Genomic DNA, 17,018 nt, shown 5'->3' on the forward strand with positions numbered 1-17,018 from the left:
TCACGCTCGGCAGAGATCACGCTCTCCCGAAGCGATGTGCTAAGATGCGGCAACTTAAGGTCAAAAAAACAGAAGGGTAAAAAATGGAATCACTGGCCGCGCTTTATAAAAATCATATCGTTACCTTACAAGAACGGACGCGTGATGTTCTGGCGCGCTTTAAGCTGGATGCATTACTTATTCATTCCGGCGAGCTCTTCAATGTCTTTCTCGACGATCACCCCTATCCGTTTAAGGTCAACCCGCAGTTTAAAGCGTGGGTGCCGGTGACTCAGGTGCCCAATTGCTGGTTGCTGGTCGATGGCGTAAACAAACCCAAATTGTGGTTTTATCTGCCGGTCGATTACTGGCATAACGTTGAACCGCTGCCAACGTCCTTCTGGACGGAAGAAGTCGAGGTCGTCGCCCTGCCGAAAGCGGATGGCATTGGCAGTCAATTACCTGCCGCGCGGGGCAATATTGGCTATATCGGTCCGGTACCGGAGCGTGCGCTACAGCTGGATATCGTGGCCAGTAACATCAACCCGAAAGGGGTGATCGACTATCTACACTATTATCGCGCGTATAAAACCGATTATGAGCTGGCCTGTATGCGCGAAGCGCAGAAAATGGCGGTAAGTGGTCATCGTGCGGCGGAAGAAGCCTTCCGTTCTGGTATGAGCGAGTTTGACATTAACCTGGCGTACCTCACCGCCACGGGTCATCGCGATACCGATGTGCCGTACAGCAACATCGTGGCGCTGAACGAACACGCCGCCGTATTGCATTACACCAAACTGGATCATCAGGCACCGTCAGAAATGCGCAGCTTCCTGCTGGACGCCGGTGCGGAATATAATGGCTACGCGGCGGACTTGACGCGGACCTGGTCGGCGAAAAGCGACAATGACTATGCTCAGCTGGTTAAAGACGTCAATGATGAACAACTGGCGCTTATTGCGACCATGAAAGCGGGCGTCAGCTATGTTGATTATCATATTCAGTTCCATCAGCGCATCGCGAAGCTGTTGCGTAAACATCAAATCATCACTGATATGAGTGAAGAGGCGATGGTGGAAAACGATCTCACCGGGCCGTTTATGCCGCACGGTATTGGTCATCCGCTGGGGCTGCAGGTGCATGATGTCGCAGGCTTTATGCAGGATGATACTGGCACGCATCTCGCCGCGCCGTCTAAATATCCTTATCTGCGCTGCACTCGCGTGCTTCAGCCGCGTATGGTGTTGACCATTGAACCGGGGATCTACTTTATTGAATCTCTGCTGGCGCCGTGGCGCGAAGGCCAGTTCAGTAAGCACTTCAACTGGCAGAAAATTGAGGCCATGAAACCGTTTGGCGGTATTCGTATTGAAGATAACGTGGTTATTCACGAAAACGGCGTGGAAAACATGACGCGGGATTTGAAACTGGCTTAATGGACAGTTGGTTAATCCCGGCCGCACCGGTCACGGTTGTTGAAGAGATCAAGAAAAGCCGCTTTATTACGCTACTGGCGCATACCGATGGCGTAGACGCGGCAAAAGCTTTTGTAGACTCTATCCGGGCGGCACATCCGGATGCCCGTCACCACTGCGTGGCGTGGGTAGCAGGCGCACCGGATGACTCTCAACAGCTTGGTTTCTCAGATGACGGTGAACCGGCGGGTACGGCAGGCAAGCCGATGCTCGCGCAATTAATGGGAAGCGGCGTCGGAGAAATTACCGCCGTAGTAGTGCGCTACTATGGCGGTATCCTGCTGGGCACGGGCGGACTGGTAAAAGCGTATGGCGGCGGTGTGAACCAGGCCTTGCGGCAGTTAACCACCCAACGCAAGACGCCATTAACCGAATATACTTTGCAGTGTGAGTACGGTCAGTTAGCTGGAATCGAAGCATTATTAGGGCAGTTTGCCGGAAAGATCGTCACCAGCGATTATCAGGCATCTGTGCGGCTCAGGGTGGCGCTTCCTTTTGCTCATGTGGACGAATTTTCTGCAAAACTGGCGGATTTTAGCCGTGGTTCATTGCAATTGTTAGCAATTGAAGAATAATCCCCACCTCATTTTGAAGAATAAAGGAAGCGGCAGAGATGCATTTTCGCGCCATAACCCGAATTGTTGGACTACTGGTTATCTTATTTTCGGGAACAATGATACTCCCGGGACTGGTAGCGCTAATTTATCGTGATGGCGCGGGACGGGCATTCACGCAGACCTTCTTTGTCGCGCTGGCGATCGGCTCCATTTTGTGGTGGCCGAACCGCCGGGAAAAGGGTGAACTGAAATCCCGCGAAGGATTTCTGATCGTGGTGCTGTTCTGGACCGTGCTGGGCAGCGTCGGGGCGCTGCCGTTTATCTTCTCGGAAAGCCCTAATCTCACTATTACTGATGCGTTTTTTGAATCGTTTTCCGGGTTAACTACCACTGGCGCCACCACGCTGGTGGGACTGGATTCCTTGCCGCACGCCATTCTCTTTTATCGCCAGATGTTGCAGTGGTTTGGCGGTATGGGAATCATTGTGCTGGCGGTGGCGATTCTCCCTATCCTCGGCGTGGGGGGGATGCAGCTCTATCGGGCGGAAATGCCGGGGCCGCTGAAAGATAATAAAATGCGGCCGCGTATTGCGGAGACGGCGAAAACCCTGTGGCTTATCTATGTCTTGCTGACGGTGGCCTGTGCATTGGCGCTGTGGTTTGCCGGGATGCCCGCCTTTGACGCTATCGGACACAGTTTTGCCACTATCGCCATCGGCGGCTTTTCAACGCACGACGCCAGCATAGGCTATTTTGACAGTCCGACAATTAATACTATTATCGCCATTTTCCTGCTGATTTCTGGTTGTAACTATGGCCTACACTTCTCTTTATTAAGTGGGCGCAGCCTGAAAGTCTACTGGCGCGATCCGGAATTCCGCATGTTCATCGGCGTACAGTTGACGCTGGTGGTGATTTGCACGCTGGTATTGTGGTTTCATAACGTCTACGACTCGGCGCTAACGACGCTTAACCAGGCATTTTTTCAGGTGGTATCAATGGCGACCACTGCAGGGTTTACTACGGACAGTATTGCGCGCTGGCCGCTGTTTTTGCCGGTCTTGTTGCTATGCTCCGCGTTTATTGGCGGTTGTGCCGGATCGACCGGCGGGGGCTTAAAGGTTATTCGTATTCTGTTGTTGTTTAAACAGGGGAACCGGGAGCTCAAACGTCTGGTGCATCCTAATGCTGTTTACAGCATTAAGCTGGGGAATCGGGCGCTGCCAGAACGCATTCTGGAAGCGGTGTGGGGGTTTTTCTCCGCCTACGCACTGGTATTTATTGTCAGTATGTTAGCTATTATTGCGACAGGTGTAGATGATTTCTCGGCTTTCGCGTCGGTAGTCGCTACGCTTAATAACCTGGGACCGGGGCTGGGGGTTGTCGCTGACAACTTCGCCAGTATGAATCCGGTTGCGAAATGGATACTCATTGCCAACATGCTATTTGGTCGTCTGGAAGTATTCACTTTGTTAGTACTTTTTACCCCGACCTTCTGGCGTGAATAATGGAGTAACACGTGAAAACATTGATTCTTTTCTCTACCCGGGACGGACAAACGCGCGAAATAGCTTCTTATCTGGCTTCTGAACTCAAAGAAATGGGGATATGGGCCGATGTCGTTAATCTACATCGCGCCGAAGAGCCGGACTGGGATAAGTATGATCGTGTCGTGATTGGCGCGTCTATTCGTTATGGTCATTATCACAGCGCCTTTCAGGAGTTCGTTAAGAAATACGCCACGCGGCTGAACGGAATGCCGAGTGCCTTTTATTCCGTTAATCTGGTAGCGCGTAAGCCGGAAAAACGTACGCCGCAGACCAACAGCTACGCGCGCAAGTTTTTAATGAGCTCTCCGTGGCGGCCTGATCACTGCGCTGTTATTGCAGGCGCGCTTCGCTATCCTTGCTACCGCTGGTACGACCGTCTGATGATCAAACTTATTATGAAAATGTCAGGCGGCGAAACGGATACCAGTAAAGAGGTGGTGTACACCGACTGGGATCAAGTGGCGAAGTTTGCCCGGGAAATAGCGCATTTAACCAACAAACCGTCGTCAAAATAAACGCAAAGAATAAAAAGTGCGCACTCAGAAAATTATTTTAAAATTCCTCTTGTCAGGCGGAAATAACTCCCTATAATGCGCCACCACTGACACGGAACAACGGCATACAGGCCGCCGGGTCAGCGGGGTTCAGACCAGAACCTCACGGAGAAAAGCGAAAACAAACGCTTGACTCTGAAGCGGGAAAGCGTAATATGCACACCCCGCGCCGCTGAGAAAAGCGCAGCGGCACTGCTCTTTAACAATTTATCAGACAATCTGTGTGGGCACTCGAAGATACGGATTCTTAACGTCCTCGGACGAAAAATGAATACTCAAGTCTCTGAGTGAACACGTAATTCATTACGAAGTTTAATTCACGAGCATCAAACTTTTAAATTGAAGAGTTTGATCATGGCTCAGATTGAACGCTGGCGGCAGGCCTAACACATGCAAGTCGAACGGTAACAGGAAGCAGCTTGCTGCTTCGCTGACGAGTGGCGGACGGGTGAGTAATGTCTGGGAAACTGCCTGGTGGAGGGGGATAACTACTGGAAACGGTGGCTAATACCGCATAACGTCGCAAGACCAAAGAGGGGGACCTTCGGGCCTCTTGCCATCAGATGTGCCCAGATGGGATTAGCTTGTTGGTGGGGTAACGGCCCACCAAGGCGACGATCCCTAGCTGGTCTGAGAGGATGACCAGCCACACTGGAACTGAGACACGGTCCAGACTCCTACGGGAGGCAGCAGTGGGGAATATTGCACAATGGGCGCAAGCCTGATGCAGCCATGCCGCGTGTATGAAGAAGGCCTTCGGGTTGTAAAGTACTTTCAGCGGGGAGGAAGGCGACAAGGTTAATAACCTTGTTGATTGACGTTACCCGCAGAAGAAGCACCGGCTAACTCCGTGCCAGCAGCCGCGGTAATACGGAGGGTGCAAGCGTTAATCGGAATTACTGGGCGTAAAGCGCACGCAGGCGGTCTGTCAAGTCGGATGTGAAATCCCCGGGCTCAACCTGGGAACTGCATCCGAAACTGGCAGGCTTGAGTCTCGTAGAGGGGGGTAGAATTCCAGGTGTAGCGGTGAAATGCGTAGAGATCTGGAGGAATACCGGTGGCGAAGGCGGCCCCCTGGACGAAGACTGACGCTCAGGTGCGAAAGCGTGGGGAGCAAACAGGATTAGATACCCTGGTAGTCCACGCCGTAAACGATGTCGACTTGGAGGTTGTGCCCTTGAGGCGTGGCTTCCGGAGCTAACGCGTTAAGTCGACCGCCTGGGGAGTACGGCCGCAAGGTTAAAACTCAAATGAATTGACGGGGGCCCGCACAAGCGGTGGAGCATGTGGTTTAATTCGATGCAACGCGAAGAACCTTACCTGGTCTTGACATCCACAGAACCTTGTAGAGATACGAGGGTGCCTTCGGGAACTGTGAGACAGGTGCTGCATGGCTGTCGTCAGCTCGTGTTGTGAAATGTTGGGTTAAGTCCCGCAACGAGCGCAACCCTTATCCTTTGTTGCCAGCGATTAGGTCGGGAACTCAAAGGAGACTGCCAGTGATAAACTGGAGGAAGGTGGGGATGACGTCAAGTCATCATGGCCCTTACGACCAGGGCTACACACGTGCTACAATGGCGCATACAAAGAGAAGCGACCTCGCGAGAGCAAGCGGACCTCATAAAGTGCGTCGTAGTCCGGATTGGAGTCTGCAACTCGACTCCATGAAGTCGGAATCGCTAGTAATCGTGGATCAGAATGCCACGGTGAATACGTTCCCGGGCCTTGTACACACCGCCCGTCACACCATGGGAGTGGGTTGCAAAAGAAGTAGGTAGCTTAACCTCCGGGAGGGCGCTTACCACTTTGTGATTCATGACTGGGGTGAAGTCGTAACAAGGTAACCGTAGGGGAACCTGCGGTTGGATCACCTCCTTACCTGAAAGAAACGGTCTTTGCAGTGCTCACACAGATTGTCTGATGAAAAACGGGCAGTAAAACCTCTACAGGCTTGTAGCTCAGGTGGTTAGAGCGCACCCCTGATAAGGGTGAGGTCGGTGGTTCAAGTCCACTCAGGCCTACCAGATTTTCCCTGAATACTGCGTTGTGAAATAACTCACATACTGATGTATGCTTCGTTATTCCACGCCTTGTCTCAGGAAAAATTATCGGTAAAGAGGTTCTGACTACACGATGGGGCTATAGCTCAGCTGGGAGAGCGCCTGCTTTGCACGCAGGAGGTCTGCGGTTCGATCCCGCATAGCTCCACCATCTTGTGAGTGTTTACGAAAAAATACTTCAGAGTGTACCTGAAAAGGTTCACTGCGAAGTTTTGCTCTTTAAAAATCTGGATCAAGCTGAAAATTGAAACACAGAACAACGAAAGTTGTTCGTGAGTCTCTCAATTATCGCAACACGAAGAGAAACATCTTCGGGTTGTGAGGTTAAGCGACCAAGCGTACACGGTGGATGCCCTGGCAGTCAGAGGCGATGAAGGACGTGCTAATCTGCGAAAAGCGCCGGCGAGGTGATATGAACCCTTGACCCGGCGATGTCCGAATGGGGAAACCCAGTGTGACTCGTCACACTATCATTAACTGAATCCATAGGTTAATGAGGCGAACCGGGGGAACTGAAACATCTAAGTACCCCGAGGAAAAGAAATCAACCGAGATTCCCCCAGTAGCGGCGAGCGAACGGGGAGGAGCCCAGAGCCTGAATCAGCAGGTGTGTTAGTGGAAGCGTCTGGAAAGGCACGCGATACAGGGTGAGAGCCCCGTACACGAAAATGCACCTGCTGTGAGCTCGATGAGTAGGGCGGGACACGTGGTATCCTGTCTGAATATGGGGGGACCATCCTCCAAGGCTAAATACTCCTGACTGACCGATAGTGAACCAGTACCGTGAGGGAAAGGCGAAAAGAACCCCGGCGAGGGGAGTGAAAAAGAACCTGAAACCGTGTACGTACAAGCAGTGGGAGCACAGGTTTACCTGTGTGACTGCGTACCTTTTGTATAATGGGTCAGCGACTTATATTCTGTAGCAAGGTTAACCGAATAGGGGAGCCGGAGGGAAACCGAGTCTTAACCGGGCGTTAAGTTGCAGGGTATAGACCCGAAACCCGGTGATCTAGCCATGGGCAGGTTGAAGGTTGGGTAACACTAACTGGAGGACCGAACCGACTAATGTTGAAAAATTAGCGGATGACCTGTGGCTGGGGGTGAAAGGCCAATCAAACCGGGAGATAGCTGGTTCTCCCCGAAAGCTATTTAGGTAGCGCCTCGTGAACTCATCTCCGGGGGTAGAGCACTGTTTCGGCTAGGGGGCCATCCCGGCTTACCAACCCGATGCAAACTGCGAATACCGGAGAATGTTATCACGGGAGACACACGGCGGGTGCTAACGTCCGTCGTGAAGAGGGAAACAACCCAGACCGCCAGCTAAGGTCCCAAAGTCATGGTTAAGTGGGAAACGATGTGGGAAGGCCCAGACAGCCAGGATGTTGGCTTAGAAGCAGCCATCATTTAAAGAAAGCGTAATAGCTCACTGGTCGAGTCGGCCTGCGCGGAAGATGTAACGGGGCTAAACCATGCACCGAAGCTGCGGCAGCGGCACGCAAGTGTTGTTGGGTAGGGGAGCGTTCTGTAAGCCGTTGAAGGTGTGCTGTGAGGCATGCTGGAGGTATCAGAAGTGCGAATGCTGACATAAGTAACGATAAAGCGGGTGAAAAGCCCGCTCGCCGGAAGACCAAGGGTTCCTGTCCAACGTTAATCGGGGCAGGGTGAGTCGACCCCTAAGGCGAGGCCGAAAGGCGTAGTCGATGGGAAACGGGTTAATATTCCCGTACTTGGTGTTACTGCGAAGGGGGGACGGAGAAGGCTATGTTGGCCGGGCGACGGTTGTCCCGGTTTAAGCGTGTAGGCTGGTTTTCCAGGCAAATCCGGAAAATCAAGGCTGAGGCGTGACGACGAGGCACCACGGTGCTGAAGCAACAAATGCCCTGCTTCCAGGAAAAGCCTCTAAGCGTCAGGTAACATCAAATCGTACCCCAAACCGACACAGGTGGTCAGGTAGAGAATACCAAGGCGCTTGAGAGAACTCGGGTGAAGGAACTAGGCAAAATGGTGCCGTAACTTCGGGAGAAGGCACGCTGACATGTAGGTGAAGCGGTTTACCCGTGGAGCTGAAGTCAGTCGAAGATACCAGCTGGCTGCAACTGTTTATTAAAAACACAGCACTGTGCAAACACGAAAGTGGACGTATACGGTGTGACGCCTGCCCGGTGCCGGAAGGTTAATTGATGGGGTCAGCGCAAGCGAAGCTCCTGATCGAAGCCCCGGTAAACGGCGGCCGTAACTATAACGGTCCTAAGGTAGCGAAATTCCTTGTCGGGTAAGTTCCGACCTGCACGAATGGCGTAATGATGGCCAGGCTGTCTCCACCCGAGACTCAGTGAAATTGAACTCGCTGTGAAGATGCAGTGTACCCGCGGCAAGACGGAAAGACCCCGTGAACCTTTACTATAGCTTGACACTGAACACTGGTCCTTGATGTGCAGGATAGGTGGGAGGCTTTGAAGCGTGGACGCCAGTCTGCGTGGAGCCGTCCTTGAAATACCACCCTTTAATGGCTGGTGTTCTAACGTGGGCCCCTGACCGGGGTTGCGGACAGTGTCTGGTGGGTAGTTTGACTGGGGCGGTCTCCTCCCAAAGAGTAACGGAGGAGCACGAAGGTTGGCTAATCCTGGTCGGACATCAGGAGGTTAGTGCAATGGCATAAGCCAGCTTGACTGCGAGCGTGACGGCGCGAGCAGGTGCGAAAGCAGGTCATAGTGATCCGGTGGTTCTGAATGGAAGGGCCATCGCTCAACGGATAAAAGGTACTCCGGGGATAACAGGCTGATACCGCCCAAGAGTTCATATCGACGGCGGTGTTTGGCACCTCGATGTCGGCTCATCACATCCTGGGGCTGAAGTAGGTCCCAAGGGTATGGCTGTTCGCCATTTAAAGTGGTACGCGAGCTGGGTTTAGAACGTCGTGAGACAGTTCGGTCCCTATCTGCCGTGGGCGCTGGAAGATTGAGGGGGGCTGCTCCTAGTACGAGAGGACCGGAGTGGACGCATCACTGGTGTTCGGGTTGTCATGCCAATGGCACTGCCCGGTAGCTAAATGCGGAAGAGATAAGTGCTGAAAGCATCTAAGCACGAAACTTGCCCCGAGATGAATCTTCCCTGAGACTTTAAGTCTCCTGAAGGAACGTTGAAGACGACGACGTTGATAGGCCGGGTGTGTAAGCGCAGCGATGCGTTGAGCTAACCGGTACTAATGAACCGTGAGGCTTAACCTTACAACGCCGAAGATGTTTTGGCGGATTGAGAAGACGAACAATTTTCAGCTCAGATTCCGGATTGTAGTACGCAATAATTTGCGCAGCAGCAAGGCGGCAAGCGAAGGAAAGGAAGGAGCATACTGAAGTATGTGACTGGCTTTACGAGTGCAGCCAACGCCGCTGATGCGATAAAGTATTGCGTACCGAGCACAAGAATTTGCCTGGCGGCACTAGCGCGGTGGTCCCACCTGACCCCATGCCGAACTCAGAAGTGAAACGCCGTAGCGCCGATGGTAGTGTGGGGTCTCCCCATGCGAGAGTAGGGAACTGCCAGGCATCATACAAGAAGAAGCCCATCCTGACGGATGGGCTTTTTTGCGTCTGTGGCCTGACAGGACAGCGCCATCAGTGACGCTTTAACCACTGCTCAACAAACGTTGCGATCCGGGAAATATCATTGATATCAAGAACGGGCACATCTACCGCGACGGGAACATCGCTGGCAACCGCAATAACATGTTCATCTATCGTTAGCTCCGCCAGCGAATGACCGCAATCCTGCCGAAACAGTAAGATCTTAGCGACAGCCTCATGCTTAAAACCTTCGACCAATACTATATCTAAGGTGGACGCATCCATACGGCTTACCAGCCAGAACAGGTCTAATTCCTTTTCTTCCGGTGTTTCCGTCATTAATGCCCAACGTTGCTGGCTGGCAACCAGCGTCTGCGCTGCGCCAGCTTTCCGCAGCTCATAGCTATCTTTACCGGGTTTATCGATATCCATATTATGATGAGTGTGTTTAATCAGTCCTGGCCTGATGCCTTTGACGCAAAGTTCAGGAATGAGTTTTTTCAGCAGAGTGGTTTTTCCCGTACCGCTCCAGGCGGCAATTGCCAGTAAAGGAATGATCATTTTTTCCGCCATTTGGCAAGCTCCTCTGGCGTGTTGACGTTGACAAATGCCTCCTTACAATCACTGAAATCGACGGCATGCCCACCTACTTGATTCATAAAAACCATGACCCGCCGCTCTCCTGCTCGCAAATACGCCTCCAGCTCTGGCTGAACGTTACGATTTATCAGGGCTATTGTTGGATGATCGCGTTCTCCATCATGAACCCAAACCACGGGTGCACCGTGACGCTGGGTCGCTAAGCGCTCAACAACATGAGAGGGGATATAGGGATTATCGCAGGGGCAAAATAGAAACCAGTCGCCTTCTGCTTGTTGAAAAACAGAAAGCATACCCGCCAGCGGACCAGGAAAATCAGCGATTGAATCCTCGATTACTTTCAGGCCGCTAGACTGGTAAATATCCAGATGACGATTAGCGTTTATGATGACTGTAGCGAGTTGTGGCGCGAGCGCATCGGCAACATGCCGCCATAGTGGTTTACCGTCCAGTTCAAGCAGACCTTTATCCACCCCTCCCATTCGCCGGGCCTTACCACCTGCCAGCACTACGCCGATTATCGCATCCTCCGGATTCACTGATATCGCCTCTTTTATTGTGGTATTGACCCTGCTACCGTATCTGTATCAAGAATAAGGAGCACAGCTATGAAATGTAAACGTCTGAATGAAGTCATTGAACTCCTCCAGCCAGCCTGGCAGAAAGAGCCCGATCTTAATCTAACGCAATTTTTGCAGAAACTGGCGAAAGAGTCAGGTTTTGATGGCGAGCTCGTAGATTTAACTGACGATAGCCTGATCTACCACCTGAAAATGCGCGATTCTGCCAAAGATGCGGTCATTCCAGGTATTCAAAAAGACTACGAAGAAGATTTTAAGACAGCGCTTTTACGCGCCCGCGGCGTCATTAAAGAGTAAAACCTTGTAAGCGGAGCCACCGAAATCGTCACGAAATGATATCCTGAATCATTCGTTGTATTCTCCGGATAATGGCATGAACGATAACGCTTTTACTTTCCAGACGCTACGCCCGGAAACCATCATGGATGCGCTGTTTGAACAGGGGATCAGGGTGGATTCCGGGCTGACTCCGCTAAATAGTTATGAAAACCGCGTTTATCAGTTTCAGGATGAAGAGCGTCGACGTTTTGTCGTTAAGTTTTATCGTCCTGAACGCTGGTCTGTCGATCAAATTCAGGAAGAGCATCAGTTCGCGCTTGAGTTGAATAACGATGAGGTTCCGGTTGCCGCTCCGTTGTCTTTTAATGGGCAGACGCTGTTAGCGCATCAGGGCTATCATTATGCCATTTTCCCGAGCGTAGGCGGTCGCCAGTTTGAAGCCGACAATATTGATCAGATGGAAGCGGTAGCGCGTTATTTGGGTCGGTTGCATCAGACGGGGCGAAAGCGTCCTTTTATTTTCCGACCCGATATTGGGCTTGCTGAGTATCTCTTTGAACCGCGGCAGGTATTCGAAGATGCTGAGCTTATTCCCTCCGGCCAAAAAGCGGCTTTCCTGAAAGCCACTGATATTCTACTTTCTACTGTTACCGAATGCTGGCGTACCGATTTCACCGCGCTGCGGTTGCACGGCGATTGTCATGCCGGCAACATTCTGTGGCGAGATGGGCCGCTGTTTGTCGATTTAGATGATGCTCGTAACGGCCCGGCAGTACAGGATTTATGGATGCTACTGAATGGCGATAAAGCGGAACAGCGAATGCAGCTTGAAACAATTATTGAAGCTTATGAAGACGTTAGTGACTTTGATACGTCTGAAATTGAACTCATTGAACCTTTACGCGCTATGCGATTAGTTTATTATCTTGCCTGGTTGATTCGTCGTTGGGGCGATCCTGCGTTTCCGAAAAACTTTCCCTGGTTAACGGGAGAAGATTACTGGCAGCGACAGACGACGACTTTTATTGAACAGACTAAAATTTTGCACGAACCCCCTTTACAATTAACGCCAATGTATTAATCGGAGAGAGTTGATCATGAAAAAGATTTGGCTGGCGCTGGCTGGTATGGTTTTAGCTTTTAGCGCCTCGGCAGCACAGATCAGCGACGGTAAACAGTATATCACGCTGGATAAACCGGTCGCTGGTGAACCTCAGGTGCTGGAGTTCTTCTCATTCTACTGCCCACATTGTTATCAGTTTGAAGAAGTCCTTCATGTGTCTGACAATGTGGAGAAAAAACTGCCGGAAGGCACCAAAATGACTAAGTACCACGTCGAGTTTCTCGGGCCGTTGGGCAAGGATCTCACCCAGGCATGGGCGGTGGCGATGGCGTTAGGCGTAGAAGATAAAGTCACGGTTCCGTTGTTTGAAGCTGTACAGAAAACGCAGACCGTACAATCTGCCGCGGATATCCGTAAAGTGTTCGTTGATGCGGGCGTCAAAGGCGAAGATTACGATGCGGCATGGAACAGCTTCGTGGTGAAATCTCTGGTTGCACAACAGGAGAAAGCTGCGTCTGACCTGCAACTGCAGGGCGTTCCGGCGATGTTTGTAAACGGCAAATACCAGATTAACCCACAGGGCATGGATACCAGCAGCATGGATGTCTTTGTCCAGCAGTATGCTGATACTGTGAAATATTTGGTTGATAAAAAATAAAAAGAACGCCGGTCACTGACCGGCGTTTTTACAAGATGCTTTAATCCTTTCTATTTCTCTATCTTTCTTATCCCAGAGCGTATTAAGCCAACGCTGAAAACGGCGTTTGAATAGTTTGTCGTTAATATAATCGCCGTGTAGCTCTTTATGTATGGGCTCCAGTTGTACCCGTACGACAATACGCGTCAGCCTGCCGCTTAGCATATCGTAAAAGGGACGACGATCGTTATCCGGGTAACACAACGTAATGTTAAGCAGCTTATCGAATTGCGATCCTAAGACGTTAAGCGCCATCGCAATGCCTGCCGCCTTTGGCGGCAACAGATACTGATAGGGTGAATGCGTTTGCCGGCGTTTTTCGTTCGTAAAACGGGAGCCTTCTACAAAATTAACGATGGTGGTGGGATAGCGACGAAACTTTTCGCAAGAGCGACGAGTCGTTTCGACGTCTTTGCCGCGTTGCTCAGGATGGCGGAGCAGATAGCTACGGGAGTAGCGCTTCATAAATGGCATATCTAATGCCCAGCACGCCAGGCCGATGAATGGTACCCAGGCTAATTGCTGTTTAAGAAAATATTTATTCATCGGGATATGCTTGCGAAACAGCACGCACAGTACAACGATATCCGCCCAACTACGATGGTTACAAATCAGTAAATACCAATTTTTCTTGCTCAGACCTTCTAATCCTTCGACATCCCACTGCAAGTGCGGATTAAGGCGCAGTAGCATTGCAAGGCTCGCACACCAGCAATACATCATGAAATTGCAGAAAATAGAGACCTTACGCCAGACGCCGGGAACAGGCAAAAGAAGCTTTACCATTCCGGCAATGATGATCGGTACTGAGCAAACTATGGTGACCAGAATGGTCAATACGATACTCAGTGAGAGCGTGATCGCTGCGAGTAGTCTCGTCATAATTAATTATTCAAAAGTTAGCCATAAACGGAGCGCTAAAAGGGCGCAAGGGGCTGATTCTATCAGAAAATAGCCTTAATGATGGGGACCGAGTGAAATAGAAACATTCGTAACAACTATCCACAATATGATAACGGCACGAATCAGATAATAAGGAAAGTGGAGGCTTATCAATCTATTGAAATAAAAGGATTATTATAAATAAATCAATACTATCGCGCTGATTTTAAAGCAATGGCAATAATTTATGCACAAAGTTATCCACAGGTTTTTTTGCGAGCGTTCCTGAAGAACTACAAAACTTTTCTGCAAATGTGGCGAAAAACTCAAGTTTTCCTCCTGTATGTGGCATCCTTTAACCATAATCTGATAAACAGGCACGGACATTATGGTTCAGATCCCAGAAAACCCACTTATTCTCGTAGATGGCTCATCCTATCTCTATCGCGCATATCATGCGTTTCCGCCGTTAACTAACAGCGCGGGAGAACCTACGGGCGCAATGTATGGTGTCCTCAATATGTTGCGCAGCCTGATCATGCAGTATCAGCCGACGCATGCTGCGGTGGTGTTTGACGCTAAAGGAAAAACCTTCCGTGATGAACTCTTTGAACATTACAAATCGCATCGTCCTCCAATGCCAGATGATTTACGGGCGCAAATAGAGCCGTTACATGCCATGGTTAAAGCGATGGGTCTGCCGCTGTTGGCGGTTTCTGGCGTAGAGGCGGACGATGTCATCGGCACTCTGGCGCGCGAAGCGGAAAAAGCAGGCCGCCCGGTATTAATCAGTACCGGCGATAAAGATATGGCGCAACTGGTGACGCCGAATATCACGCTGATCAACACGATGACCAACACTATTCTTGGCCCGGATGAAGTCGTCAATAAGTACGGCGTGCCACCGGAACTGATTATCGACTTTCTGGCGCTGATGGGGGACTCTTCTGATAATATCCCTGGTGTCCCGGGGGTGGGGGAGAAGACGGCGCAAGCTTTGCTTCAGGGATTAGGCGGCCTGGATAGGCTGTACGCCGAGCCGGAAAAAATTGCTGGTCTTACTTTCCGCGGCGCCAAAACGATGGCAGGTAAATTAGCGCAGCATAAAGAAGTGGCGTACCTGTCTTATCAACTGGCCACCATTAAAACAGATGTTGAGCTGGAGCTGACCTGCGAACAGCTTGAAGTCCAACAGCCAGTGGCGGATGTACTACTGGATCTGTTTAAAAAATATGAGTTTAAGCGCTGGACGGTGGACGTTGAGTCCGGCAAGTGGCTACAGGCAAAAGGCGCGAAACCAGCGGCCAAACCCCAGGAAACGATCGTTATTGATGAATCGTCCAGCGAGCCTGCGGCAACGCTCTCTTATGAAAACTATGTCACTATTCTTGACGAGGCCACGCTGGAGAGCTGGATTGAAAAGCTACAAAAGGCGCCGGTTTTTGCTTTCGATACCGAAACCGACAGCCTGGATAATATCGCCGCCAATTTGGTGGGGCTCTCTTTTGCCATTGAACCCGGCGTTGCCGCGTATATACCTGTCGCGCATGATTATCTGGATGCTCCGGATCAAATCCCCCGTGAGCGTGCGCTGGAGTTGCTGAAGCCGCTACTGGAAGATGAAAATGCGCGGAAGGTGGGGCAAAACCTCAAATACGATCGCGGTATCTTGCAGAACTATGGCATTGAGCTGCGCGGTATCGCCTTCGATACCATGCTGGAGTCTTACATTCTGAACAGTGTCGCCGGACGTCACGATATGGATAGCCTGTCCGATCGTTGGCTGAAGCACAAAACGATCACCTTTGAAGAAATTGCTGGTAAAGGTAAAAACCAGCTGACCTTTAATCAGATTGCACTGGAGGAAGCAGGGCGTTATGCGGCAGAAGATGCGGATGTCACGCTACAACTGCATCTTAAAATGTGGCCTGAACTCCAGCAGCATAAAGGGCCGCTGAATGTTTTCGAAAACATCGAAATGCCACTGGTGCCAGTACTGTCGCGCGTTGAGCGCAACGGCGTGAAAATCGATCCTGCTGTCCTGCACAAACATTCGGAAGAAATTACGCTACGTCTGGCGGAACTGGAGAAGAAAGCGCATGACATTGCGGGTGAGGCATTTAACCTCTCCTCGACGAAGCAGCTACAGACCATCCTGTTTGAAAAACAGGGCATCAAGCCGCTGAAGAAAACGCCAGGCGGCGCGCCGTCAACGTCGGAAGAGGTACTGGAAGAGCTGGCGCTGGACTATCCATTGCCGAAAGTGATTCTGGAGTATCGTGGGCTGGCGAAGCTAAAATCCACCTATACCGATAAGCTACCGTTGATGATTAACCCGGAAACCGGGCGCGTCCACACGTCCTATCATCAGGCTGTGACGGCAACGGGACGTTTATCGTCCACCGACCCGAACCTGCAAAATATTCCAGTGCGTAATGATGAAGGCCGCCGTATTCGTCAGGCATTTATCGCGCCTGAAGATTATCTCATTGTGTCGGCGGACTATTCACAGATTGAGCTGCGTATTATGGCGCATCTTTCCCGTGATAAAGGACTGCTTACGGCGTTCGCCGAAGGGAAAGATATTCACCGCGCAACGGCGGCGGAAGTCTTTGGCCTACCGCTGGATAGCGTGACCGGTGAACAGCGCCGAAGTGCGAAAGCCATTAACTTTGGCCTGATTTACGGTATGAGCGCCTTTGGTCTTTCTCGCCAGCTTAATATCCCGCGTAAAGAGGCGCAGAAGTACATGGATCTCTACTTCGAACGCTACCCTGGCGTGCTGGAATATATGGAACGCACCCGCGCCCAGGCAAAAGAGCAGGGCTACGTTGAAACACTGGAAGGGCGCCGCCTTTACTTGCCGGATATCAAATCCAGCAATGCGGCGCGGCGCGCTGGCGCCGAGCGCGCAGCAATCAACGCCCCGATGCAGGGAACCGCCGCAGACATTATTAAACGCGCAATGATCGCCGTGGATGAATGGCTGCAAAAGGAACAACCACGCGTGCGTATGATCATGCAGGTACACGATGAACTGGTGTTTGAAGTACATAAAGACTCCCTGGACGCGGTATCAAAACGTATCCATCAATTGATGGAAAACTGTACGCGTATTGATGTGCCGTTGCTGGTGGAAGTCGGAAGCGGAGAAAACTGGGATCAAGCGCACTAAACG

General features: G+C 51.2%; 11 protein-coding genes, 2 tRNA genes and 3 rRNA genes. 13 read left to right on the plus strand and 3 right to left on the minus strand.

Annotated elements, in window-relative coordinates:
* The first annotated feature begins 83 nt into the window (after nucleotides 1-83).
* From pepQ to rrf, 9 genes are all read left to right on the plus strand, one after another.
* On the plus strand, nucleotides 84-1,415 hold the full coding sequence (gene pepQ / locus SBG_RS18310) for a Xaa-Pro dipeptidase (protein WP_000444531.1): 1,332 nt from the start codon (nucleotides 84-86) through the stop codon (nucleotides 1,413-1,415).
* A complete protein-coding gene (locus SBG_RS18315) occupies nucleotides 1,415-2,029 on the plus strand; it encodes an IMPACT family protein (protein WP_000378892.1) in 615 nt (204 codons plus the stop codon). The genes pepQ and SBG_RS18315 overlap by 1 nt, the downstream gene beginning before the upstream one ends.
* Before the next feature lie 38 nt (nucleotides 2,030-2,067).
* Nucleotides 2,068-3,519 (plus strand): Trk system potassium transporter TrkH, encoded by a 1,452-nt coding sequence (gene trkH, locus SBG_RS18320; protein WP_000545687.1) that lies wholly within the window; start codon nucleotides 2,068-2,070, stop codon nucleotides 3,517-3,519.
* Between the two features lie 11 nt (nucleotides 3,520-3,530).
* A complete protein-coding gene (gene hemG, locus SBG_RS18325; RefSeq protein ID WP_000853978.1) occupies nucleotides 3,531-4,076 on the plus strand; it encodes a menaquinone-dependent protoporphyrinogen IX dehydrogenase in 546 nt (181 codons plus the stop codon).
* 375 nt (nucleotides 4,077-4,451) lie between these two features.
* A 16S ribosomal RNA gene (locus SBG_RS18330) occupies nucleotides 4,452-5,993 on the plus strand.
* Between the two features lie 69 nt (nucleotides 5,994-6,062).
* A tRNA-Ile gene (locus tag SBG_RS18335) sits at nucleotides 6,063-6,139 on the plus strand.
* A gap of 111 nt (nucleotides 6,140-6,250) precedes the next feature.
* Nucleotides 6,251-6,326: transfer RNA gene (locus SBG_RS18340), tRNA-Ala, on the plus strand.
* 171 nt (nucleotides 6,327-6,497) lie between these two features.
* Nucleotides 6,498-9,402, plus strand: a 23S ribosomal RNA gene (locus SBG_RS18345).
* A gap of 202 nt (nucleotides 9,403-9,604) precedes the next feature.
* Nucleotides 9,605-9,720, plus strand: a 5S ribosomal RNA gene (gene rrf, locus SBG_RS18350).
* The 16S, 23S and 5S rRNA genes sit together here with 2 tRNA genes alongside, the layout of an rRNA operon.
* A gap of 69 nt (nucleotides 9,721-9,789) precedes the next feature.
* Here rrf and mobB read toward each other — a convergent pair.
* The gene (gene mobB, locus SBG_RS18355; RefSeq protein WP_077909629.1) at nucleotides 9,790-10,296 is read right to left on the minus strand and encodes a molybdopterin-guanine dinucleotide biosynthesis protein MobB; all 507 of its coding nucleotides are present in this window, start codon (nucleotides 10,294-10,296) and stop codon (nucleotides 9,790-9,792) included.
* A complete protein-coding gene (gene mobA / locus SBG_RS18360) occupies nucleotides 10,296-10,877 on the minus strand; it encodes a molybdenum cofactor guanylyltransferase MobA (RefSeq protein ID WP_001067609.1) in 582 nt (193 codons plus the stop codon). Before mobA ends, mobB begins: the two co-directional genes overlap by 1 nt.
* 69 nt (nucleotides 10,878-10,946) lie before the next feature.
* Between mobA and SBG_RS18365 the strand changes: the two genes are divergently transcribed.
* The 3 genes from SBG_RS18365 (at nucleotide 10,947) to dsbA (ending at nucleotide 12,919) form a co-directional block, all read left to right on the plus strand.
* Nucleotides 10,947-11,216 carry a YihD family protein gene (locus tag SBG_RS18365; protein ID WP_000649857.1) on the plus strand — a complete coding sequence of 90 codons (270 nt, stop codon included), beginning with the start codon at nucleotides 10,947-10,949 and terminating at the stop codon, nucleotides 11,214-11,216.
* Between the two features lie 76 nt (nucleotides 11,217-11,292).
* Nucleotides 11,293-12,279, plus strand: a complete 987-nt coding sequence (locus SBG_RS18370; protein WP_000999269.1) for a serine/threonine protein kinase — start codon at nucleotides 11,293-11,295, stop codon at nucleotides 12,277-12,279.
* Between the two features lie 16 nt (nucleotides 12,280-12,295).
* On the plus strand, nucleotides 12,296-12,919 hold the full coding sequence (gene dsbA / locus SBG_RS18375; protein WP_000725357.1) for a thiol:disulfide interchange protein DsbA: 624 nt from the start codon (nucleotides 12,296-12,298) through the stop codon (nucleotides 12,917-12,919).
* Nucleotides 12,920-12,931: 12 nt separating this feature from the next.
* On the opposite strand, the gene SBG_RS18380 is transcribed toward dsbA, so the two are convergent.
* A complete protein-coding gene (locus SBG_RS18380) occupies nucleotides 12,932-13,840 on the minus strand; it encodes an acyltransferase (protein ID WP_000197496.1) in 909 nt (302 codons plus the stop codon).
* Between the two features lie 388 nt (nucleotides 13,841-14,228).
* Between SBG_RS18380 and polA the strand changes: the two genes are divergently transcribed.
* A complete protein-coding gene (gene polA / locus SBG_RS18385; RefSeq protein WP_000249957.1) occupies nucleotides 14,229-17,015 on the plus strand; it encodes a DNA polymerase I in 2,787 nt (928 codons plus the stop codon).
* The last annotated feature ends 3 nt before the right edge of the window (nucleotides 17,016-17,018 follow it).

Origin of the sequence: Salmonella bongori NCTC 12419 (assembly GCF_000252995.1) — a bacterium.
Classification (GTDB): domain Bacteria; phylum Pseudomonadota; class Gammaproteobacteria; order Enterobacterales; family Enterobacteriaceae; genus Salmonella; species Salmonella bongori.